Here is a 21241-nt window from a genome sequence, read left to right as displayed (position 1 = left end):
CTGCCTGTTCAGGGGCAGTGAAACACAACGAGTTCCCGCCGCGATGTGGTCTTCGTCACTTTAGGAGAATGTCATTCTCTAAGGGACTGGTTACCGCGCAGTAGCACTGTGCACCCGAAACTTGACGGGTGTCAAGTGGATCGTTTCAACCAGCGGTTACGCCGGCGCCGAGCGGACCTGGACCCGCTTCTGCAACTCCCTTGCCACCAGCTCACTGGCGATCTCGACGGCGCGGCGCGGATCGGCGCCCGCCGCGCGGTGGGCGACATAGGAGGCGGTGAACATGTCGCCGGCGCCGGTCGTCTGCACGTCCATCACCCGCCACGCCGCCGGCACCCGCACCACGGCGCCGTCCTTGTAGATGTCGCAGCCTTCCGAACCGTAGGTCACCAGGATCTCGGGCACTCCCAGCGCCTCGGCCGTCGCCAGGTCGAACGCACCGTCGGCGACGATGACGGCCTCGTCCTCGGCAAGCTTGAGCACATCGAGGTGGCGCAGGAGTTCGGGTGAGAAATGCCGGTCCAGCACCAGCGGGCCGACGCGGTCCGCGCGGACCAGGCCCTGCCCGTCGTAGGCGATCCGGTGTCCCCGGGCCGCCAGGTGCGCCAACGTCTCGGCCGGGAAGTCGGTGCGCAGCAGCGGGGCCAGGTGGATCCAGGTGGTGCGGGGGTCGTCGGCGTCGATATCGCGCGGCGTCCACACCGGCCCGATCGCCTGCACCGCCATGTGCCGGTGGTCGGTGTCGTCGTAATCCAGGCTGAATCCGCTGGTGGCTTCGGACGGCAGCAGCCGGACCAGCGAGCCGAACCGCTCGAGCACCGGGTCGAAGAGCTCGTGGTGCTGCTGCTCACCCATCGCCACGATGTGCGCGGTACCGGGCGCGGCTTCCAGTGCCACCCCGGCGAACGAGGCGCAACCGCCCGGGCTGGGCGGGGCTCCGTTGATGACATCGATGGCCAGGTTCCCCAGCACTGTCACGCCCGGGACGAGCTCTGGCGCCATCAAAATAGAATTCCCCTGCTTGTGGTTTGTCCTGTCGTCGGCACATGCTGACGTGGCCGTGCGCCGAAATGGTAGTCGGCGCTGCCCGCTTTCAGCGATTCCCCAGCGACCGCCGGGTGGTACCGGTCATCACGAGGGCAGGTTGTACGGCGTGATGACCTGGACCGGAGTGGGCCGCACCGGTTCTTCGGGAAGGGCCCGATGTTGGGCCAGGATGACCCGGATCGCCAGCCGGGCATCGGCCCGCAGATCGTTGTGCAGCACCACCGAAAGCTTGCCCGCGCGCAGCAGCGCGCGATTGTCGGCATCCAGGTCGTGGGCCACGAAAACCCGGCAGGCTCTGCCGAGGCTCTCGAAGGCCCGCACGGTCGCGGTGTTCCCGCCGCCCGGCGAATAGACGGCCCCGATCTCGGGATGGCGTTGCAGCGCGTCGAGCACCAGTCGTTCGTTGGTGGCGTCGATACCGTCACTGTCGCTGACCTCCACGATCTGGCGCCCGGAACCGCGTAGCCCCGACCGGAAGCCGACCTCGCGTTCACCCTCCCCGCGGAATACTGTGCGACTCAACGTGATCAACACGGCAGAGGGCTGCTGACCCAACCACTGGTCCACCAGGAACGCCGCCGTCTGCCCGGCACCGTGATTGTCGATCCCGACGTAGGCACAGCGATCGCTGTTGGCCACGTCGGTGGTGTAGGTGACCACCGGCACACCGGATGCGACAAGCCGGTTCACGGCGTCGGCGACCTCCGGTTCGTCCTGCGCCTTGAGGATGACTCCGTGGCTGCCCTTGATGCGGGCCAGCGCCTCGGCGGTCTGAGCCGCCGAGCCCGATTCCCACAGATGGAATCGGGCTCGCGGCACGGCCGGGGCGAAGGCGGGCAGTTCGGCCTCGACCGCCGCCCGGAACGCGTCGGAAAACCGCTGCGGGGTCTGCATCACCACATCGATGAGGTAGCGGCGACCGTTGAGCCGCAGCTGTGCGCGCTGCTTGTCGAGATCCGCGATGGCCTGGCGGACCTCGGCCCGGGTGCTCTCCCGGACCCCGGGCCGGCCGTTGAGCACCCGGTCCACCGTTGCCTCGCTCAGCCCGCACTGCTGGGCGATCTCGCGGACCTTGTACCGGTGCATGCCGCCCCTCCGTGATGAGGTTTTTTTGATGGCTTTTTGCTGTTGATTGCGGTCGATATCACAGCAAGACTAACCGCCATGCCCGCTTCGCTCACCGCCTCCGGCTGGATCACCGAGTCCGACTGCGATCTCGTTGAGTTCCGCCGCCAGGTGCTGCGCGAGACCGATCTGGCCGACTACCCGCACGCCACCGACGTCCGGCACAACGTCGTGGTGTATTCGGCCGCCGGCATCGCGTCCGCCGATCGTCGAGCGGTGCAGTCGGAGTTGATCCGCGCATTCACCGAGGGGCCCGGCGTGGTGGTGTTCGAGGGGGCGTTCGACGAGGCGGTCACCGACCGCGCGTCGGCGGCGTTCGAGGACATCATCGCCGCCCAACGCGCCGAGGGCGGCGCGACCGGAGACCACTTCGGCACGGCCGGCGCCAACGACCGGGTCTGGAACGCCGCGCAAAAACTCGCACTGCATGCCCCCGAGGTGTTCGCCGAGTACTACGCGGCGGACACCCTTGCACTGGTGTCACAGGCCTGGCTCGGCCCGCGCTACCAGGTCACCTCTCAGGTCAACGTGGTCAATCCCGGTGGCGCCGCGCAGGTTCCACACCGCGACTACCACCTCGGGTTCGTCGATACCGACCAGTTGGCGCACTACCCGGCGCACCTGCACCGGATGTCCGCGACGCTGACGCTGCAGGGCGCGGTCGCCCACTGCGATATGCCACGCCAGAGCGGGCCCACGATGCTGCTGCCGTATTCACAGCGTTTCGCGGCCGGCTATATCGCCTTCTACCGGCCGGAGTTCATCGGGTTCTTCGCCGAGCACCATGTCCAGGTGCCGCTGCGCAAGGGTGATGCGGTGTTCTTCAATCCGGCGCTGTATCACGGTGCGGGCCAGAACACGTCGTCCGATATCCGCCGGATGGCCAACCTGCTGCAGATCTCGTCGCCCTTCGGTCGCGCGATGGAATCGTTGGATCGCACCGCCATGGTCAAGGCGCTGTACCCGACGCTGCTGCGGATGCGGCGGTCCGGCCGGCCGGCCGCCGACCTGGTCAACATCGTCAACGCCGCCGCCGAGGGCTACGCCTTCCCGACCAACCTGGACAGCGATCAACCGATCGGCAGCCTCGCCCCGCCCAGTCAGGTCGACACCGTGCTGGCCGCCCTGGCCGACGGACTCGAACTCGACGGACTCATTGCAGTACTGGACGCACAAGACGAACGGAGAACCCCATGACCACCATCGGCGTGATCGGACTGGGCCGCATCGGCGCATTCCACACCGAAACCCTCGCCGGGCTGCCCGGAGTCGACGGGCTGGTGATCACCGATGAACGCGCCGACGTGACCGCATCGGTGGCCGCCAAGCACGGCGCCCGGGCCGTCGGCTCGGTCGAGGAGCTGCTGTCCTCGGGTGTCGACGGCGTGGTGGTGGCCGCGGCCACGCCCGCCCACGCGGAACTCACGCTGGCCTCCGTACAGCGCGGTATCCCGACGTTCTGCGAGAAACCGATCGCCTCCACCGCCGCCGAGAGTGCCCGGGTCGCCGAAATCATCAACCGCTCCGGCGTGCCGGTGCAGGTGGGCTACCAGCGCCGCTTCGATGCGGCCTTCGCCGCGGCCAAGGCCGCGGTCGACGCGGGCACGCTGGGCACCCTGCACACCGTGCGGAGCACCACGATGGACCCCGCTCCCCCGCCGATGGACTACATCAAGGGCTCCGGGGGCATCTTCCGGGATTGCGCCGTCCACGATTTCGACATCATCCGCTGGATCACCGGACAGAACGCCGTCGAGGTGTATGCCACCGGCACGGTGCAGGGCGACCCGCTGTTCGCCGAGTATGGCGATGTCGACTCGGCCGCCGTCGTCGTGCGTTTCGACGGTGGCGCACTCGGTGTGGTCTCCAACGCGCGGTACAACGCCCGCGGTTACGACTGCCGCCTCGAGGTGCACGGCTTCGCCGACAGTGTCGCCGCCGGCTGGGATCACGGTGTGCCGCTGCGGAACACGGACCCGCGCTTTGCCGATCCATCGGATTTCCCGTCGGGCCCGGCACACAACTTCTTCATGGACCGCTTCACCGAGGCGTTCCGCACCGAGCTGGCCGGTTTCGTCGAGGTCGCCGAGGGCGGACCGGTCCGCGGCGCGACCGTCGCCGACGCCGTCGAGGTGGCCTGGCTGGCCGAAGCCGCCACCGAGTCGCTGCGCCGAGGCGCCCCGGTGGCACTCGAGTCGGTCAAAGAGTCGGTTACAAGGGAGGTAAGCCACGCATGAGCGCCGCGATCAAGATTGCCGGAGCCCCGATTTCCTGGGGGGTGTGCGAGGTCCCCGGCTGGGGTTTCCAACTCGAACCCGACCGGGTGCTCACCGAGATGCGCGGTGTCGGGCTGACCGCCACCGAGCTCGGGCCGGAGGGATTCCTGCCCACCGACACCGACGAGCTGAAATCCGTGCTGGCGCGGCATGAGCTCGCTTGCGTGGGCGGCTTCGTGCCGGTCGTGCTGCACCAGGCCGACCACGATCCGGCCGACGACCTTGCCGGACCCCTCGATTCATTGGTGGCCGCGGGTGCCGGCGTGGTGGTGCTGGCCGCCGCCACCGGCGCCGACGGCTACGATTCGCGGCCGGTGCTCGACGAATCGCAATGGGCCACCCTGCTCACCAATCTGGACAGGCTGGCCGGGATCGTCGCCGAGCGGGGTCTGCTCGCGGTCCTGCACCCGCACGTGGGCACCATGGTGGAAACCCGCGCCGAGGTGGACCGGGTGCTGGCCGGAACGTCGATTCCGCTGTGCCTGGACACCGGCCATCTGCTCATCGGCGGCACCGATCCGCTGGAGCTGGCCAAGGCGGTACCGCAGCGCATCGCGCACACCCACCTCAAGGATGTGGATGCCGCGCTGGCCGCCAAGGTGCAATCCGGCGAGCTGAGCTACACCGACGCCGTCAAGGCCGGGATGTACACGCCGCTGGGAACCGGCGATGTCGACATCGCGGGCATCGTTTCGGTGCTGCGCGACAACGGCTTCAACGGCTGGTTCGTGATGGAACAGGACACCATCCTCGACGGTGCGCCCGACGGTGACGGACCGCTGGCCGATGTGCGTGCCAGCGTGGCCTATCTGAACAGCGTGACCGGATGAGCCCACTGGGCATCGGGGTGCTCGGCGCGTCCCGGATCGCGGAGGTGGCGATCGTCGGTCCCGCGGTCGAACTCGGCCACCGCCTGGTGGCCGTGGCGGCCCGGGACCGCGGCCGCGCCGAGACCTTCGCCGACAAGTACGGCGTCGAGCGCGTGCTGGACTCCTACCAGGACGTCATCGACGACCCGCAGGTCGACGTGATCTACAACCCGCTGGCCAACGCCCTGCACGCGCCGTGGAATCTCGCCGCCATCGCGGCGGGCAAGCCGGTGCTGAGCGAGAAGCCTTTTGCCCGCGACCATTCCGAGGCAGTTCGGGTGGCCCGAGCCGCCGAGGCGGCAGGTGTGCCCGTGCTGGAGGGATTCCATTACTTCTTCCACCCGGTGACCCGCCGGGCGTTCCGGATGGCGGGTGACGGTGAGCTCGGTGAGATCCGCCGGGTCGAGGTCCGGATGGCGATGCCCGCACCCGGCGACGACGATCCGCGCTGGTCGCTGGATCTGGCCGGCGGTGCGCTGATGGACCTCGGCTGTTACGGCCTGCACATCATGCGAAGCCTGGGCAGCCTGGGGTTAGGCGATCCGGCCGTCACCCGGGCGCGCGCCGAACTGCGCTCCCCCGGTGTCGACGCACGCTGCGATGTCGAGCTCGAGTTCCCCAACGGCGCCACCGGACTGTCCACCAATTCGATGGTGGCGCCCGGCTATTCGTTCACGTTGACGATCATCGGCAGCGCCGGTGAGGCCTTCGTGCACGATTTCATCCACCCCGCCGCAGACGACCGGCTGACCCTGACCACCGCCGGCGGCACCACCGTCGAGCATCACGGCACCCGGCCGTCCTACAGCCATCAGCTGGAGGCCTTCGCCGCGCACGTGCAGAGCGGCACACCGCTGCCGTTCGGGGTCGATGACGCGGTGGCCAACATGGCACTGGTGGACGCGGCGTACCGGGCGGCCGGGCTCGAGCCGAGATAGCGGTGACCGACGCGGGCCCCTGAGTGGATCCGGGGGCCCGCGCCGTCAACCCCGACGCGACCCGTTACCCCCGCGCGGACATGCGCTTTGCCGTGCGAGGACCGGCGGCGCTGCGTACGCCGTCCTTGGCGCTCTTGGCGCTCTTGGCGCCGCGGAGCGCCGGGGTGATCGTTGCGTCGGCGACCTCGGTGTCCTCCGCCTCGGCGACCTCGGCGTCCTCTGCCTCGACGTCGAGGGCACCCGGATCCGCGGATGCGGCCCCGTCGGCCTTCGGTTCGCTGTGCTCGGTCACCTCGTCGGTGGACTCGGGGGCGCTGATGTCATCGGCGATATCAGCGCCGTCGACCTCCGCGGCGGGCTCGGGGTCCGGCACCGCGACGGGCGCCTGCACCTCGACCGGATCGGCGGCACCCGGCACCGCGCCACTGGTCGATACGTCGACTTCATCTGCCACCGCGGGGTTTTCGTCTGCCGCGACGCTCAGCGTGACCACCTGCGCCGACGCGGCGGGCAGCGCCGCGACCGCGTCGCGGGCAGCGGCACCCGCCGGCTCGACGACCGGGGCAGCGCCGAGGGCCTGGGCGATGGCCCGGGGAATCGAGACCAGCAACGTCTGGACCAGCCCGCCACTGAGCGGATCGTCGCTGAAGGACAGCAGACCCGGATAGAAGGACCCCGCAACATCGGTGTAGCCGTTGAGGACCGCCGATGTCAGTTGCGCCGGAATGTTGATCGCAGCGGTGATCGCTTCGACCAACCGACCGCTCGCCAAGGCCCGGACGACGTCTTGCACCGATTCACCGAAACTGTCGACGGCACCGATCACCGGACCCAGCGCACTCGACAGCAGCGGTAATGCCGTGGTGAGCGACAGCGCCGTCGCAACCACATTCGCGAAGTTCTGGGCCATCTTGACCGGGACGTCGAGCAGGCCGGAGCCCGCCAACGGAAGACCGAGAACCATCATGATGGGCGTGGTGATCAACGTCCCCGAGAGCGTGATGAAGGCGTCCGCGATGAGGCCGGACTTCAACTCTCCGACTGCCTTCTCGATACCGGCCGGGAGACTCAGCGGGTTGCTCGGCGTCAGGTACTGAACCGCACCGTCGACGATCTGTTTTCCGGCGCCGACCGCGGTGCCCAGGTAGCCGATCTGATTTCTGAGTAGTTGACGAATGATCGGGGCAGGGTCGGAGAGCAGGTCCTCGCCCAGCACGCCCGCATTGGCGATCGCGTCATTGAAGACGCCCGCCCACAGTGCGATGGGGTTGGTCTGCGCGGTGAGGGTGAAAGCCTGCGACGAGATGGCCGGAAGCGCCGGAACGGGGACCGGCGGGCTCGACGGTTGAAGGGGCATGATCGCGATGGACGCGGCCCCACCAATGCGACTCCGGTTGCCAGATACGGCCTTACTGCTGCATGCATGGATCCTCCTCTGATGTGCCCACACCTATGAACGGCCAGTAATTTACTCAGAAGTAAGTTGACAAGTGAGCGCTTTACGTAAAGAAGCCGCCATGCCGAATCGGTGCCACGCAGCGCGGCAAACACCCGCCGAGCCCGTTTTCATTCCCGCGCGATCCGATTGCCGTGCAACATCGTTCGCGCGAGCAACCGCGACGCGCAAAGCGACCGATCACGATTTCGGCACTCGCGTCCCAGGAAGCCCGTCGCCGTTGCACCTGTTTGTTATCGCAATATTCCCAGGTCATGCCTATTGGTGGAGTCGGCACACCGCACGGACGGGTTCGACGTTTGCTGAGGAGCAGCGACTTTCGACGGGAAGCCGGCAACGGACCGCGAGCACTCCACTGATCCACCACGAATTAACCTGGACGTAAATATCGGCAAACTGATGACAGTGCCCGCGACTTCACCCGACACCGCCCTGCGAGGAGCCTTGGTCACACAGACGAGCCGCGTGCGTCCACCTTCTGACAGACGCACGCGGCTCGGAGGGTGCTAGTGCGTTTCGTAGCGTTCGGCCAGGCCCGTCAGCGTGGACTCGATGCCCTCGGCGTTCTTCTTGTGATACCCGAGTAGTTCGATCACGAAGGGCACCTTGGCCGTCGAGTAGTCGAACGTCTCGGTGACCTTCGTGGTGGCGGGACTGACGTCGGTGAGTTCCCAGCGCCAGCGGTGTCCCAGCGGATGCTGCCATTCCACGACGCGGTTCTCCTCGATGGCGGTGACCGTGGAGGTGATCTTGTACGGCACGCCGTACTGGGTCATGGCCACGGTGAACTTGTCTCCCGCGGCCAGCCGGTGCGGCCCCTTCACCTGCGCATCGCGCACGGTCCCGGAGCCGTCGAGTTCGTGATGCCGGTGCGGATCGGCGATCTGCTCGAACAGCGCCGCGGCGGGCGCGGCCACCTGCACGCTGCGGCTGACGGCCTGGGGTCCTGCGTCTTCTGTCTTGAGCGTCGACGGAGTCATCGTGGCCTGATACCCGACTCACGCCCCGGCTACACCCGTCGAGCACAAGGCACGAAACCGGCGCGGCCCCGAGTAGCCGTGCGGCGCCGACTCGGGTTACTTGCGCCCGAGTTCGTGTGAGAGGGCCTGCAGCTCGTCGCCGCCGGCCATCTGCTGGGTGAGGTGTTCCAGCGAGATCTCGTCGTACGTGCAGTCCAGCTTCTGCCGCCCGCGGTTGAGCAGCACGAAATGATCTCCCACCATGTGCGCGTGGTGCGGGTTGTGCGTGATGAACACGACGCCGAAGCCGGCCTCCTTGGCGGCCGTGATGTACTTCAGCACCACGCCGGACTGCTTGACCCCGAGCGCGGCGGTCGGCTCGTCGAGGATCAGCACCCGCGCCCCGAAAAACACGGCCCGCGCGATCGCCACGCACTGGCGCTGTCCACCTGACAGCGACCCGATCGGCGCGTCGACATCGGGCAGCTCGATGCCCATCTTGGACAGCTCGGCCAAGGTGGTGGCGCGCATCGCGTTGGCGTCCAACGACCAGGGGAACGATTTCTTGCGGATCTCCTGCCCGAGGAAGAAGTTGCGCCACACCGGCATCAGCGGAACGACGGCGAGGTTCTGGTACACCGTCGCGATCCCCTTGCCCAGCGCATCGGCCGGCGACGAGAACTTCGTGGCCTCACCGTCGACCAGAAGTTCGCCCTCGGTCTGCTGGTGCAGGCCCGCGATGATCTTGATGAGCGTCGACTTGCCCGCACCGTTGTCGCCCAGGATGCCGGTCACCTGGCCGGCGTGTACCCGCAGACTGATGTCCTTGAGCGCGGTGATGTTGCCGTAGGACTTCCCGACATTGCGTAGCTCGACCAGCGGCACCTTGCGGTCCGCGGCGGCCTCGTTGCTGGGGGATTCCACTGTTGCGGTCATCAGATCACTTCTTCGCTGCGTAGTTACGGAAGGCATTGTTGGCGATCACCGCGAAGAGCAGCATGCCGCCCAGGAAGAACTTGAACCAGTCCGGGTCCCAACCCGCATAGACGATGCCCTGGTTGGTCATGCCGAAGATGAACGCGCCGATGGCGGCGCCGACTGCGGTGCCGTAACCGCCGGTCAACAGGCAGCCACCGATGACAGCGGCGATGATGTAGAAGAACTCGTTGCCGATGCCCTGACCGGACTGCACGGTGTTGAACGCGAACAGCAGGTGCATGCCGACGAACCAGGCACAGAACCCGACGAACATGAACAGCCCGATCTTGACCTTCGTCACCGGGATGCCGATGGCCCGGGCACTTTCGGCGTCGCCGCCGACGGCGAAGATCCAGTTGCCGATCTTCGTCTTGAAGAGCACCCACGTCGCCACCAGGGTGAACAGGATCCACCAGATCACCGTGATGCGGATGCCGACGCCGGCCACGGTGATCGTCGAGGAGAACACCTTCTGCGCGGAGTCCCAGCCGTCCATATCGCTGACACTTTGCGTAGCGACCTGTCCCGCCACGAGTTTCGTGACGGCGAGGTTGATCCCGGCCAGCATGAAGAACGAACTCAGCGTGATCAGGAAGCTGGGGATCTTGGTCTTCATCACCAGGAAACCGTTGAGGAATCCGACCGACAGCGCCAGCACCAGAGCCAAGGCCGCCCCGACCCACAGGTTGAGGTGCAGGTTGTACGCGAGCATCGAGGCCGCCAGCGAACTGAACGTCACCGCCACGCCGGCCGACAAATCGAACTCGCCGCCGATCATCAGCACCGCGACACCGCACGCCATGATGCCAATGGTGCTGCTGGCATAGAGCACGGTGGCCAGCGAAGACGCCTCCCGGAAGGGGGCCGCGACGACGAAGAACGCGATGAAGATCCCGATCGCCCCGATACCGGCCCCCATCTCGGGCCGGATCAGGAAACGCTGCAGACGATTTCGTTCCTTGACGCGCTCGTCACGCACCACGGTGTGGTTGGCGACTTCGAGCGCCTCTTGAGTAGTCATCACATTCCTTCCGTCGCGCGAGCGGACATCAGCGCGTGCCGCCCTTTGCGTACTCGGCCACCGCTTCGATATTGGACTTGTCGATGAACGCCGGACCGGTCAAGGTCGGTTGACCGCCGCCGATGACGTTCCCGTTGCTCAGGTACAGCCACAGCGAGTCGACGGCGAGGTAGCCCTGGAGGAAGGGCTGCTGGTCCACCGCCCACTGAACGTCACCGCCCTGAATCGCCTCGACCAGAGCGGCATTGGTGTCGAAGGTGCCGATCTTGGCGTTGCTGCCCGCGTTCTGCGCCGACTGCACCGCCGTCAGCGCGAACGGCGCACCCAGAGTGACGACATAGTCGATACCCGGATCCTGCTGCAGCTTGGCGGTGATGGTGGACTCCACCGAGGGCATGTCCTTGCCGTTGACGTTCAGGATCTCGGTGGCGGGGAAGGTCTCCTTGACCCCGGCGCAGCGCGCCTCCAGGTCGACGTGGCCCTGTTCCTGGATGACGCAGATCGCCTTGGTGGCACCTTCCTGGGTCAGGCGTTCCCCGACCCCCTGGCCGGCGATGCGGCCGTCCTGGCCGAAGAACTCCTTGACGCCCATGGGCTTCCAGGCATCCATCCCGGCGTTGAAGGCCACGACCGGAATGTTCTTGGCGCCCGCGGCTTTCACCGCCGCTTGCATGGCGTCCGGCTTGGCCAGGGTGACCGCGATGCCGTCCACGTCGCTGTCGACGGCGCTTTGGACCAGGTTGGCCTGGTTCGGCGCCTCCGGGTCGTTGGAATAGCGCAGCTCGATGTTGTCCTTCTTGGCGGCCGCCTCGGCACCCTTGCGGATCAGATCCCAGAACGAGTCACCGGGCACCTCATGGGTGATCATCGCGATCGTCATGCGCGGCGTGTCGACGGTTCCACCGCCGCTACCCTCGCCGGCGCCGTCCTGCTTGCCGCCACCGGACGAACACGCCACCATGCTCAACGCCATTACGCCGGCTCCGGCGAATACTGCGAGCCGCTTCAACGCCATTGTTTCTCCTCGTATCGAGATCGCCGTGCCATCCGCGTCGGCCCAGTGGGCCGAGTGCCGGACGCTACGCCTGCAGAGTCGCTGTAATACGGCTCACACCGGAAAGTCAAGACTTTGTCCTGACATTAGGACTGCAAGTCATTTGTCGACCCGGTTTCCGCAGGACAATGCCCGGGGGCGCGGGTCGACCCGCGCACCACCAACGTCGGCTCGCACACCACATCCACCGCCGCGGCGACGACACCCGGGCCGTCGAGACGTCCGACCAGGTGCCCCACCGCGGCCGACGCCAGGCCATGAGCGTCCTGACGCACCGTGGTGAGGTCGATGTGGGCCAGCCCAGCCAGCGGGCTGTCATCGAATCCGAGCACCGATACCCGTTCTGGCACAGTGATTCCCGCGCGTATCAAGGCATCCATGACGCCGAGGGCGCAGCGATCGTTGAAGGCGAACACCGCGGTGGGCAGCTCGGATTCGGCTAGCATCGCGGCTGCGGCGATGCCACCGTCGCGCTCGGTGAGCCCACCCGCGCGCACCTGCTCGGGCACCCCGGCAGCCTTGATCGCCCGCCGGTAGCCCCGCAACCGCTCGGCCGCACCCGGTGCCCGCCCGCCGTCGAGATAGACGATCCGGCGGTGACCGAGGCCGAGCAGATGGCGGGTGCCGAGCAGTGCGCCGGCGGCATCGTCACTGCGGACGGCGTCGACGCCACGCACCCGGCGGGCCAGCACCACCACCGGCACCCGCTTGGCCAGCTCGGCGAGGCTCCGCGCCGGCGCCTCCGGGCCGATCAACACCAGGCCCTCGCACTGCTCATCGATCAGCGTGCGCACGGCGCGATCCTCGTCGCGGTGCGGGGTGGTGGCACTGAGCACCACGTCATAGCCGAGCTCTTCGGCCGCGACGTAGACACCGTCGACGAGATCGGCGTGAAACTCCTGGCCGGCAGTGAAGGTGACGCCGATGAGCTTGGTGCGCAGCTGGCGCAACCTGCGCGCCCGGTGATCGGGCCGGTACCCGAGTTCGTCGGCGGCGCGGCGCACTCGGTCGCGCGTCGACTCGCTGGCACCCGGTGCATCGCGCATGACGATCGAGACCAGCGCGCGCGACACACCGGCGCGCGTGGCCACGTCTTCGAGCGTCGGGCGTCGTTGCACACCGGAATTCTAGAACCTTCTAGAAAAATTGTTGACGAAACACGCCCGGGCCGCCTACCGTCCCTAGAACGTTCTAGTCGATCGGAGTCTGCCATGTCCTCCCCGTTGTCCTTCGGCCTCATCGGCGCCGGCTGGATCGGCAGCTTTCATGCCGAAACCCTTGCCACGCGCCTGCCCAACACCCGGCTCGCTGCCGTCGCCGACCCGGTACCCGGCGCGGCAGAGAGGTTCCCCGGCGCACGCGGCTACCGGGACCCCTTGGAACTCATCGCGGACCCCGAGGTGCAGGCCGTGGCCATCTGCTCCCCCGCCGCCAGCCACACCGATCTGGTGGTCGCGGCGGCCCACGCGGGCAAGCACGTGTTCTGCGAGAAACCGATGGCGCTGACGCTGGAGGATGCCGACCGAGCCATCACCGCGGCACACGCCGCCGGTGTGGCGCTGCAGGTCGGTTTCAACCGGCGCTTCGCCGCCGATTTCGCCGCCATGCGGGCCCGTGTGGATGCCGGCGACATCGGCACCCCGCAGCTGTTGCGTTCCCTGACCCGCGATCCCGGCATCTCCGCCGAGGTCGCCGCCCGTGTCAAGCCGTGGACGATCTTCAACGAGACGCTCATCCACGATTTTGACACGCTGTGCTGGCTCAACCCCGGCGCGCGGGTCACCGAGGTCTACGCGCAGGCCGATGCGCTGGTCCATCCCGAGTTCGCCGACCGGGGCTTCCTGGACACCTCCGTCGTGCAGATCCGGTTCGACAACGGCGCCTTCGCGATCGCGGAAGCCAGCTTCCAGGCCGTGTACGGGTACGACATCCGCGGCGAGGTATTCGGCTCCGGCGGGGTACTTCAGGCCGGACTGGCCCCCGAGCACGCGGGCCGGATCAACACCGAGTTGTTCGCCGATGCCTATACCGCGCAGTTCGCCCATTTCGCCGACAGCGTGCTGGCCGGCTCGGAACCGTCCGTGACGGGGGCCGACGCCCGCGTCGCACTCGAAATAGCGTTGGCGGCCCGCGAATCCATCGAGACAAAGGCGCCGGTGGTGCTGAGCGGGGTGCGGGCATGAGGCTCGCGGTGTGCGCGGAGATGGTATTCACCGATCTGCCCCTGCTCGACCGGGTGCGCCGGATCGACGGGCTCGGCTTCGATGTGGAGATCTGGAGCTGGCACGACAAGGACCTCGATGCACTGGCCGCCACCGGTGCCCGATTCTCCTCGATGACCGGTTATCTGCACGGCGACCTCGTCGATCCGGACAGCGCCGATGACGTGGTGCGTACCGCCGCGCTCAGCATCAAAGCCGCTGAGACGCTGGGGGTTGCGCGGCTCAACCTGCACACCGCCGAGCTCGTCGACGGTCGGGCCGCCCGGCCGCGGCAACGCGCCACCGGCCAGATGTGGGCGAGCGCGCTGCGCACCCTGGAACGCATCGGCGACCTCGGCGCGGCGGCCGGCGTCACGTTCTGCGTCGAGAACCTCAACACCATCGTCGACCATCCGGGTGTGCCGCTGGCCCGCGCCAAGGACACTCTTGCCCTCGTCGAGGGCGTCGGGCACCCGAACGTCAAGATGATGCTCGACCTGTACCACGCCCAGATCGGCGAGGGCAATCTCGTCGAACTCGTGCGCCGCTGCGGTGACGCGATCGGCGAGATCCAGGTCGCCGACGTCCCGGGACGTTGCGAGCCAGGCACCGGCGAGATCCATTACCCCGCTGTCGCACAGGCACTGCGCGATAGCGGCTATGACGGCACTGTCTGCATGGAGGCGTACGCGGCCGGTGACAGCGTCGCAGCACTCGAAGCGTTCCGCGTGGCCTTCTCCTGAGACGCTAGCGGTCGACGAGCGTGGTCTCGAAGTAGTACCGCGAAGCGCGGTAGCAGTGACTACCGAACTCGACCGCGCGGCCGGAGTCGTCGAACGCCGTGCGGCTCATGGTGAGCAGCGGCGCGCCGGCCTTCTCATGGAGAAGCCGCGCCTCGTTGCGATTGGCCGGCTTGGCTCCGATGCGTTGCCGGGCCAGTCGGATGTGCACACCGCGCCCGCGCAGTGCCTGGTAGAGACCGCTGGCCTCGAGCTCCTCGGCATCTGGCGCGATCTCGATGGGCAGATGATTCGTCATCACCGCGAGCGGCTCCCCATTGGCGCAACGCAGTCTCTGAATGGTGACGATCTCATGATCCTTGCCCAGATTGAGCTCGGCGGCGATCTCCTCGTCGGCGATACCGGAGTGGTATTGGAGCAGCTGCGTTGTCGGATCCTGGCCGGACTTCGCGAGATCGTCGAACAGGCTGGTGAGCTCCACCCTGCGGTGCACGGGATTCTGCACCACCTGGGTGCCGACGCCGCGCTTGCGCACCAGCAGACCCTTGTCGACGAGTTCCTGGATCGCCCGCCTGGTGGTCGGCCGCGACAAGGCCAGCCGGCTCGCCAGTGCGAGTTCGTTCTCGAACCGGTCGCCGGGGGCGAGATCGCCGTTGCGGATCGAGGCTTCGATCGCCTGGGCGAGTTGATAGTAGAGGGGAACAGGGCTGGACCTGTCCAGCTCGACAGCTAACGGCACGTCCACTCCGATCTCGGGCCATTGATCAGAAAGATTAGCCAACCATAGCACCATGATCGAAAGTTCGAATGTCAGGACAAACTATTGACATGAGCGAGTGACGCGAGGCACAGTCTTAGCAGAAGAGCCCGCCCACCATCTTCGGGAGCAGAAGTGTCTACTGAAAGACCCTCCAGCGCGGAACCGTTCGACGTGATCGCCATCGGGCGCAGCGGCGTGGACGTCTATCCCCTGCAGACCGGCGTCGGACTCGAAGACGTCGAGTCGTTCGGCAAGTTCCTCGGCGGCAGCGCCGCCAATGTCGCCGTCGCGGCCGCCCGGCTCGGTAACCGGACCGCGTTGATCTCCGGGACCGGCGACGACCCGTTCGGGCGATTCGTACGTAACGAGCTCACCCGGTTGGGAGTCGACAGCCGGTACGTCCACACCCATTCCGAGTACCCCACCCCGGTCACCTTCTGTGAGATCTTCCCGCCGGATGACTTTCCGCTGTACTTCTACCGCAAGCCCTCGGCTCCCGATCTGCAGATCACCGCCGACGAGATCGACACCGACGCCGTGTGCGATGCCCGCCTGTTCTGGTCCACGGTGACCGGCCTGTCCGAAGAGCCCAGCCGCAGCGCGCATTTCGCCGCGTGGGAGGCGCGCGCACGCAAGCCTCTGACGGTCCTGGATCTCGACTACCGCCCGATGTTCTGGGACTCCCCAGCCGCCGCCTCCGAACAGGTCCAGCGCGCGCTACGCCACGTCACGGTCGCTGTCGGTAACCGCGAGGAATGCGAGATCGCCGTCGGCGAGACCAGCCCGCACAAGGCGGCCGACGCCCTGCTCGACCTCGGTGTCGAACTGGCCGTCGTCAAGCAGGGACCGCGCGGGGTGCTCGGCAAGTCCAAGCGCAGCTCGGTGACCGTTGCACCCAACGAGGTGGATGTCGTCAACGGGCTGGGCGCCGGAGACGCCTTCGGCGGCAGCCTCATCCATGGACTACTTCGAGGCTGGCCACTGGAGAAGACACTGCGCTACGCCAATGCCGCCGGCGCCATCGTCGCCTCCCGTCTCGAATGCTCGACCGCCATGCCGACCGCAGCCGAGGTCGCCGATCTCGCCGAACAGCCCGCGGTGGAGGCCGTCAATGTCTGAGCCACCAGTGCGGACGTATGCCGATGTGACAGCGATCCGGACCGCCAACCCCACCGCGGTCGCACAGGCCTGGCAGGCCCGGGCCGCGCGACCGACGGTGCGCGGGGACGGCCGCTTGATGATCGTCGCCGCCGACCACCCTGCTCGTGGTGCGCTGGCGGTCGGTGACCGGCCGACCGCCATGAACAGCCGGATCGAGCTGCTGGACCGGCTGCGTGCCGCCCTCGCCGATCCGGGTGTGGACGGCGTGCTCGCCACCGCCGATATCCTCGACGATCTCGTCCTGCTGGGCGCACTCGAGGACAAGGTGGTGTTCTCCTCGTTCAACCGCGGCGGGCTCGCCGGGTCCTCGTTCGAGTTGGATGACCGGATGACCGGCGCCACCGCAGCCTCGACCGCTGCGGCCAACATGAATGGCGGAAAGATGCTGTGCCGCATCGACCTCGACGACGCGGGCACCGTGGCCACCATGGCGGCCTGCGCACAGGCCGTCGATGAACTGGCCGCCCACGGTCTGATCGCCATGCTGGAGCCGTTCATGTCGTCGCGGGTGAACGGCAAGGTCCGCAACGACCTCTCCCCCGACGCCGTCGTCAAGTCCGTGCACATCAGTCAGGGCCTCGGGTCCACCTCGGCCTACACGTGGATGAAGCTGCCGGTGGTACCCGAGATGGACCGCGTCATGGAGTCCACGACCATGCCGACGCTGCTCCTCGGCGGCGACCCGACCGATCCCGATGCGGCGTTCGCCAGCTGGGAGAAGGCACTGGCGCTGCCCGCGGTGAAGGGCCTGATCGTCGGGCGCACTCTGCTCTACCCGCCCGACGACGACGTCGCCGGCGCCGTGTCGACCGCGGTGAAGCTGGTGCGCTGAGATGAACAGCGAGTTCTACATCCCGGCCCGGTCCGCGGACGCGCCCTACATCGTCGATGTCACCCCGCAGTCGGCCGGTTGGGCCGAGTCCAGCTTGCACGTCCTCGATCTCGGCATCGACGGATCGGTGACCCGCAGTACCGGTGACGAGGAGGTGATGATCCTGCCGCTGTCCGGCGGCGGATCCGTCGCAGCCGGTGACGAGACCTTCGAACTGTCGACGCGGGCCTCGGTTTTCGACGGTCCGGCCGACATGGTCTACCTCGGCATCAACCAGACCTACACGCTGTCCGGGCACGGTCGCATCGCCATCTGCGGTGCCCGGGCCGGCCGGAGCTTCCCCAACCGGCGGGTCGCCGCCGCCGACGTGCCCGTCGAGTTGCGCGGGGCCGGCAACTGCAGCAGGCAGGTGCACAACTTCGGCACGGCGACCACGTTCGAGGCCGACTCGCTGATCGCCTGCGAGGTCATCACTCCCGGCGGCAACTGGTCGAGCTACCCGTCCCACAAGCATGACGAGAACACCGAGTTCGAAACCCAGCTGGAAGAGATCTACTACTTCGAGATCGACGACAGCCCATCCGGGACAAAAGGTTTCGGCTACCACCGGGTGTTCGGCACGCCCGAACGTCCGATCGAGGTGCTCGAGGAGGTCCGCTCCGGGGACGTCGTGCTGGTGCCGCACGGCTACCACGGCCCGTCCATCGCGGCCCCCGGCCACCACATGTACTACCTCAACGTGATGGCCGGATCGGGACCCGATCGCGCCTGGCTGATCTGCGACAACCCCGACCACACCTGGCTGCGCGGCAGCTGGGAACACCAGGAAATCGACCCGCGCCTGCCGATGCGCAAGACCCAAGGAGAGTGACCATGGTTTCCACCGCTCCGAAGGGAGGCGAGAAGCACGTCGACACCGAGCCATCCGTGCGTCTCACCGTCGCTCAGGCGACCATTCGGTTCCTCGCCAACCAGTACGTCGAACACGATGGGGAACGCACCAGGTTCTTCGCCGGCTGCTTCGGCATCTTCGGCCACGGCAACGTGGCCGGGCTGGGCCAGGCGCTGCTGCAGGACGAGATCGAATCGCGGCAGGCCGGCCGCGAACCCGGCCTGAGGTACGTGCTGGGACGCAACGAGCAGGCCATGGTGCACAGTGCGGTCGCCTACGCCCGGCAGCGGGACCGGCTGCAGGCCTGGGCCGTCACCGCCAGCGTCGGTCCCGGCTCCACCAATATGCTCACCGGCGCGGCGCTGGCAACCATCAACCGGCTCCCCGTGCTGCTGCTCCCGGCTGACACCTTTGCCACCCGCGTCAGCTCTCCGGTGCTGCAGGAACTCGAGCTGCCGTCCTCCGGTGATGTCACGGTGAACGACGCGTTCAAGCCGTTGTCGCGCTACTTCGACCGGGTGTGGCGGCCCGAGCAGCTGCCCGCGGCCCTGTTGGGTGCCATGCGCGTGCTCACCGATCCGGTCGAGACGGGAGCGGCCACGGTGTCCATCCCGCAGGACGTCCAGGCCGAAGCGCATGACTGGCCGGAATCGTTGTTCGCCGAACGCACCTGGCATATCGCCCGTCCGCTGCCCGAACGTTCGGTGATCGCCCGCGCCGCCGAGGTCATCGCCTCGGCAGGCAAGCCGCTGATCGTGGCCGGTGGCGGAGTGCACTATGCGTTCGCCGAAGAAGCGCTCGCCACGCTGGCGTCGGCGACCGGGATCCCGGTCGCCGAGAGCCAGGCCGGCAAGGGTTCGCTGAACCACGACCACCCGCAGAGCGTCGGCGCCATCGGATCCACCGGCACCACCGCGGCCAACGCGCTGGCCGCGGAGGCCGATGTGATCATCGGGATCGGTACTCGCTACAGCGATTTCACCTCGGCCTCGCGCACCGCGTTCAACAATCCGGACGTGCGGTTCGTGAACATCAACGTGGCGTCTCTGGACTCGGTCAAGCAGGGTGGCATCAGTGTGGTCGCCGATGCCCGCGAGGCTTTGCAGGCCCTGTCCCCCGCGCTGGACGGTTACACCGCCAGCGACGAATACCGCACCCGGGTCACCGAACTCGCGGCCGAGTGGGAGGACACCGTCACTTCGGTGTACGCCACCTCGGATGACGGGTCGGGGTTGAATCAGAACCAGGTCATCGGTCTGGTCAACACGCTGTCCGATCCCCGTGACGTAGTGGTGTGCGCGGCCGGCTCGATGCCCGGGGACCTGCACAAGCTGTGGCGCACCCGGGATCGCAAGGGCTACCACGTCGAGTACGGGTTCTCCTGCATGGGCTATGAGATCGCCGGTGGTATCGGCGTCCGGATGGCTGCACCGGACCGGGACGTCTTCGTCATGGTCGGTGACGGCTCCTACCTGATGATGGCCACCGAGATTGCCACGGCCGTGCAGGAGGGCGTCAAGATCATCCCGGTCCTCGTGCAGAACCACGGATTTGCCTCCATCGGTGGGCTTTCCGAGTCATTGGGATCTCAACGCTTCGGCACCGAGTACCGGTACCGTAGCGTCGACGGCCGCCTCGACGGTGACAAGCTGCCGGTTGACCTCGCCGCGAACGCCGCAAGCCTGGGCGCCGATGTCATCAAGGTCGCCACCGCGGCCGAGTTCGCCGATGCAGTCAAGGTCGCCAAGGCCGCCGGTCACATCACGGTGATCCATGTGGAGACCGATCCCCGGATCTATGCACCGGACAGCCACTCCTGGTGGGATGTGCCCGTCAGCCAGGAATCGACGTTGGCCTCCACACAGGAGGCCTATCAACGGTATTCGGACTGGAAGAAAGTCCAACGCCCCCTTGTCAACCCGTCAGATCGCCACTAGGACAGCGCCATGAGCACCATTCTCGTCGGATCCGCCCCCGACTCCTGGGGCGTCTGGTTCCCTGACGATCCGCAGCAGACCCCGTACACCCGGTTCCTCGACGAGGTCGCCGAATCGGGCTACGAGTGGATCGAACTCGGCCCGTACGGCTATCTGCCGACCGATCCGCAGCAGCTGCTCGACGAACTCGGCAAGCGCAACCTGAAGTTGTCCGCCGGCACCGTGTTCGAGCACCTGCACCAGTCGCAGACCCGCGGCGACGATGCCTGGAACTCGGTATGGACCCAGATCGAGGACGTCGCCAAGCTGACGGCCGCTGCCGGCGGCAAGCACGTTGTCGTGATCCCCGAGATGTGGCGCGACCCCGCCACCGGGGCAGTCCTGGAGGACCGCAACCTCACCCCCGAGCAGTGGCGGCACAAGACCCAGGGGATGAATGAGCTGGGCAAGGCGATGTTCGAGAAGTACGGCGTCCGTGCGCAGTACCACCCGCATGCCGACAGCCATGTCGACACCGAGGAAAACGTCTACCGCTTCCTCGACGGCACCGATGCCGAGTTCGTGAACCTGTGTCTGGACACCGGGCACATCTCTTACTGCGGCGGCGACAATATCGCCATCATCCGCCGGGCCCCCGAGCGCATCGGCTACCTGCACCTCAAACAGGTCGACCCCGAGGTGCGCGCCAAGGTCGAGGCGGAGGATCTGCCGTTCGGTGAGGCCGTCAAGCTCGGTGCCATGACCGAACCGCCGCTCGGCATTCCGGAGATGCCGCCGCTGCTCGCCGAGATCGAGAAGCTCGGCATCGACGTGTTCGCCATCGTCGAGCAGGACATGTACCCCTGCGAGGTCGACGCTCCCCTGCCCATCGCCAAGCGCACGAGTGCCTACCTGGGTTCCTGTGGCATCCCGTCCGTTCGTTTCAGCTAGGAGAACGCAGTGTCTGATTCAAGAACAGCGAACGATCTTCGGGTGGCCGTCCTGGGCGTCGGCAT

At 67.2% G+C, this 21241-nt stretch carries 20 protein-coding genes; 11 read left to right on the top strand and 9 right to left on the bottom strand.

Annotated elements, in window-relative coordinates; translation table 11 throughout:
• Positions 1-156 precede the first annotated feature (156 nt).
• Together A7U43_RS12195 and A7U43_RS12190 are read right to left on the bottom strand one after the other, a co-directional pair.
• Positions 157-1002: a PfkB family carbohydrate kinase gene (locus tag A7U43_RS12195; RefSeq protein WP_197500002.1), complete on the bottom strand. Its 846-nt coding sequence runs from the start codon at positions 1000-1002 to the stop codon at positions 157-159.
• Positions 1003-1131: 129 nt separating this feature from the next.
• Positions 1132-2133, bottom strand: coding sequence for a LacI family DNA-binding transcriptional regulator (locus A7U43_RS12190; RefSeq protein WP_067995267.1), 1002 nt, complete (start codon positions 2131-2133; stop codon positions 1132-1134).
• Positions 2134-2211: 78 nt separating this feature from the next.
• Between A7U43_RS12190 and A7U43_RS12185 the strand changes: the two genes are divergently transcribed.
• Genes A7U43_RS12185 through A7U43_RS12170 form a run of 4 tightly spaced genes read left to right on the top strand, consistent with a single transcriptional unit; the run spans position 2212 to position 6255 of the window.
• Positions 2212-3369 (top strand): phytanoyl-CoA dioxygenase family protein, encoded by a 1158-nt coding sequence (locus A7U43_RS12185; RefSeq protein ID WP_156525899.1) that lies wholly within the window; start codon positions 2212-2214, stop codon positions 3367-3369.
• A complete protein-coding gene (locus A7U43_RS12180) occupies positions 3366-4409 on the top strand; it encodes a Gfo/Idh/MocA family protein (protein ID WP_067995261.1) in 1044 nt (347 codons plus the stop codon). Before A7U43_RS12185 ends, A7U43_RS12180 begins: the two co-directional genes overlap by 4 nt.
• On the top strand, positions 4406-5278 hold the full coding sequence (locus A7U43_RS12175) for a sugar phosphate isomerase/epimerase family protein (RefSeq protein ID WP_067995256.1): 873 nt from the start codon (positions 4406-4408) through the stop codon (positions 5276-5278). Before A7U43_RS12180 ends, A7U43_RS12175 begins: the two co-directional genes overlap by 4 nt.
• Positions 5275-6255: a Gfo/Idh/MocA family protein gene (locus tag A7U43_RS12170; protein WP_067995253.1), complete on the top strand. Its 981-nt coding sequence runs from the start codon at positions 5275-5277 to the stop codon at positions 6253-6255. Before A7U43_RS12175 ends, A7U43_RS12170 begins: the two co-directional genes overlap by 4 nt.
• A gap of 64 nt (positions 6256-6319) precedes the next feature.
• On the opposite strand, the gene A7U43_RS12165 is transcribed toward A7U43_RS12170, so the two are convergent.
• The 6 genes from A7U43_RS12165 to A7U43_RS12140 form a co-directional block, all read right to left on the bottom strand.
• The gene (locus A7U43_RS12165; protein WP_067995251.1) at positions 6320-7612 is read right to left on the bottom strand and encodes a hypothetical protein; all 1293 of its coding nucleotides are present in this window, start codon (positions 7610-7612) and stop codon (positions 6320-6322) included.
• A 605-nt stretch (positions 7613-8217) separates the two neighbouring features.
• A complete protein-coding gene (locus tag A7U43_RS12160; RefSeq protein WP_067995249.1) occupies positions 8218-8691 on the bottom strand; it encodes an SRPBCC family protein in 474 nt (157 codons plus the stop codon).
• 96 nt (positions 8692-8787) lie between these two features.
• A complete protein-coding gene (locus A7U43_RS12155) occupies positions 8788-9606 on the bottom strand; it encodes an ATP-binding cassette domain-containing protein (protein WP_067995246.1) in 819 nt (272 codons plus the stop codon).
• Between the two features lie 4 nt (positions 9607-9610).
• Positions 9611-10669, bottom strand: a complete 1059-nt coding sequence (locus tag A7U43_RS12150) for an ABC transporter permease (protein ID WP_067995243.1) — start codon at positions 10667-10669, stop codon at positions 9611-9613.
• Positions 10670-10697: 28 nt separating this feature from the next.
• Entirely contained in the window at positions 10698-11684 is a 987-nt protein-coding gene (locus tag A7U43_RS12145) for a substrate-binding domain-containing protein (RefSeq protein ID WP_067995240.1), read from the bottom strand.
• A 125-nt stretch (positions 11685-11809) separates the two neighbouring features.
• Positions 11810-12841 (bottom strand): LacI family DNA-binding transcriptional regulator, encoded by a 1032-nt coding sequence (locus A7U43_RS12140; protein WP_067995237.1) that lies wholly within the window; start codon positions 12839-12841, stop codon positions 11810-11812.
• Positions 12842-12934: 93 nt separating this feature from the next.
• On the opposite strand from A7U43_RS12140, the gene A7U43_RS12135 reads away from it, so the two are divergent.
• Positions 12935-13906 carry a Gfo/Idh/MocA family oxidoreductase gene (locus A7U43_RS12135; RefSeq protein ID WP_067995234.1) on the top strand — a complete coding sequence of 324 codons (972 nt, stop codon included), beginning with the start codon at positions 12935-12937 and terminating at the stop codon, positions 13904-13906.
• Positions 13903-14667 carry a TIM barrel protein gene (locus A7U43_RS12130; protein WP_067995231.1) on the top strand — a complete coding sequence of 255 codons (765 nt, stop codon included), beginning with the start codon at positions 13903-13905 and terminating at the stop codon, positions 14665-14667. Before A7U43_RS12135 ends, A7U43_RS12130 begins: the two co-directional genes overlap by 4 nt.
• Positions 14668-14671: 4 nt before the next feature.
• Here the strand turns inward: A7U43_RS12130 and A7U43_RS12125 are convergent, their stop codons facing one another.
• Positions 14672-15409, bottom strand: coding sequence for a GntR family transcriptional regulator (locus A7U43_RS12125; protein WP_369323830.1), 738 nt, complete (start codon positions 15407-15409; stop codon positions 14672-14674).
• Between the two features lie 147 nt (positions 15410-15556).
• Here A7U43_RS12125 and iolC point away from each other — a divergent pair, with 147 nt between their 5' ends.
• The 5 genes from iolC to A7U43_RS12100 are packed head-to-tail and all read left to right on the top strand — an operon-like array spanning position 15557 to position 21176.
• Entirely contained in the window at positions 15557-16543 is a 987-nt protein-coding gene (gene iolC / locus A7U43_RS12120; RefSeq protein WP_067995228.1) for a 5-dehydro-2-deoxygluconokinase, read from the top strand.
• Positions 16536-17417 carry a Cgl0159 family (beta/alpha)8-fold protein gene (locus A7U43_RS12115; RefSeq protein ID WP_067995225.1) on the top strand — a complete coding sequence of 294 codons (882 nt, stop codon included), beginning with the start codon at positions 16536-16538 and terminating at the stop codon, positions 17415-17417. Before iolC ends, A7U43_RS12115 begins: the two co-directional genes overlap by 8 nt.
• A gap of 1 nt (position 17418) precedes the next feature.
• The gene (gene iolB, locus A7U43_RS12110) at positions 17419-18288 is read left to right on the top strand and encodes a 5-deoxy-glucuronate isomerase (protein WP_067995222.1); all 870 of its coding nucleotides are present in this window, start codon (positions 17419-17421) and stop codon (positions 18286-18288) included.
• Between the two features lie 2 nt (positions 18289-18290).
• Complete coding sequence (iolD, locus tag A7U43_RS12105; RefSeq protein WP_068002534.1) at positions 18291-20246, top strand: 3D-(3,5/4)-trihydroxycyclohexane-1,2-dione acylhydrolase (decyclizing); 1956 nt, start codon at positions 18291-18293, stop codon at positions 20244-20246.
• Positions 20247-20255: 9 nt separating this feature from the next.
• Positions 20256-21176: a sugar phosphate isomerase/epimerase family protein gene (locus A7U43_RS12100; protein ID WP_067995219.1), complete on the top strand. Its 921-nt coding sequence runs from the start codon at positions 20256-20258 to the stop codon at positions 21174-21176.
• The last annotated feature ends 65 nt before the right edge of the window (positions 21177-21241 follow it).

This window comes from Mycobacterium adipatum, assembly GCF_001644575.1.
GTDB lineage: Bacteria > Actinomycetota > Actinomycetes > Mycobacteriales > Mycobacteriaceae > Mycobacterium > Mycobacterium adipatum.
This window is presented reverse-complemented; position numbering and strand designations above follow the sequence as displayed.

Coding starts and splice junctions, on each gene's coding strand:
- A7U43_RS12195 (WP_197500002.1), bottom strand. CDS start 1,002: ATGGCGCCAGAGCTCGTCCCGGGCGTGACAGTGCTGGGGAACCTGGCC.
- A7U43_RS12190 (WP_067995267.1), bottom strand. CDS start 2,133: ATGCACCGGTACAAGGTCCGCGAGATCGCCCAGCAGTGCGGGCTGAGC.
- A7U43_RS12185 (WP_156525899.1), top strand. CDS start 2,212: ATGCCCGCTTCGCTCACCGCCTCCGGCTGGATCACCGAGTCCGACTGC.
- A7U43_RS12180 (WP_067995261.1), top strand. CDS start 3,366: ATGACCACCATCGGCGTGATCGGACTGGGCCGCATCGGCGCATTCCAC.
- A7U43_RS12175 (WP_067995256.1), top strand. CDS start 4,406: ATGAGCGCCGCGATCAAGATTGCCGGAGCCCCGATTTCCTGGGGGGTG.
- A7U43_RS12170 (WP_067995253.1), top strand. CDS start 5,275: ATGAGCCCACTGGGCATCGGGGTGCTCGGCGCGTCCCGGATCGCGGAG.
- A7U43_RS12165 (WP_067995251.1), bottom strand. CDS start 7,612: ATGCCCCTTCAACCGTCGAGCCCGCCGGTCCCCGTTCCGGCGCTTCCG.
- A7U43_RS12160 (WP_067995249.1), bottom strand. CDS start 8,691: ATGACTCCGTCGACGCTCAAGACAGAAGACGCAGGACCCCAGGCCGTC.
- A7U43_RS12155 (WP_067995246.1), bottom strand. CDS start 9,606: ATGACCGCAACAGTGGAATCCCCCAGCAACGAGGCCGCCGCGGACCGC.
- A7U43_RS12150 (WP_067995243.1), bottom strand. CDS start 10,669: ATGACTACTCAAGAGGCGCTCGAAGTCGCCAACCACACCGTGGTGCGT.
- A7U43_RS12145 (WP_067995240.1), bottom strand. CDS start 11,684: ATGGCGTTGAAGCGGCTCGCAGTATTCGCCGGAGCCGGCGTAATGGCG.
- A7U43_RS12135 (WP_067995234.1), top strand. CDS start 12,935: ATGTCCTCCCCGTTGTCCTTCGGCCTCATCGGCGCCGGCTGGATCGGC.
- A7U43_RS12130 (WP_067995231.1), top strand. CDS start 13,903: ATGAGGCTCGCGGTGTGCGCGGAGATGGTATTCACCGATCTGCCCCTG.
- A7U43_RS12115 (WP_067995225.1), top strand. CDS start 16,536: ATGTCTGAGCCACCAGTGCGGACGTATGCCGATGTGACAGCGATCCGG.
- iolB (WP_067995222.1), top strand. CDS start 17,419: ATGAACAGCGAGTTCTACATCCCGGCCCGGTCCGCGGACGCGCCCTAC.
- iolD (WP_068002534.1), top strand. CDS start 18,291: ATGGTTTCCACCGCTCCGAAGGGAGGCGAGAAGCACGTCGACACCGAG.
- A7U43_RS12100 (WP_067995219.1), top strand. CDS start 20,256: ATGAGCACCATTCTCGTCGGATCCGCCCCCGACTCCTGGGGCGTCTGG.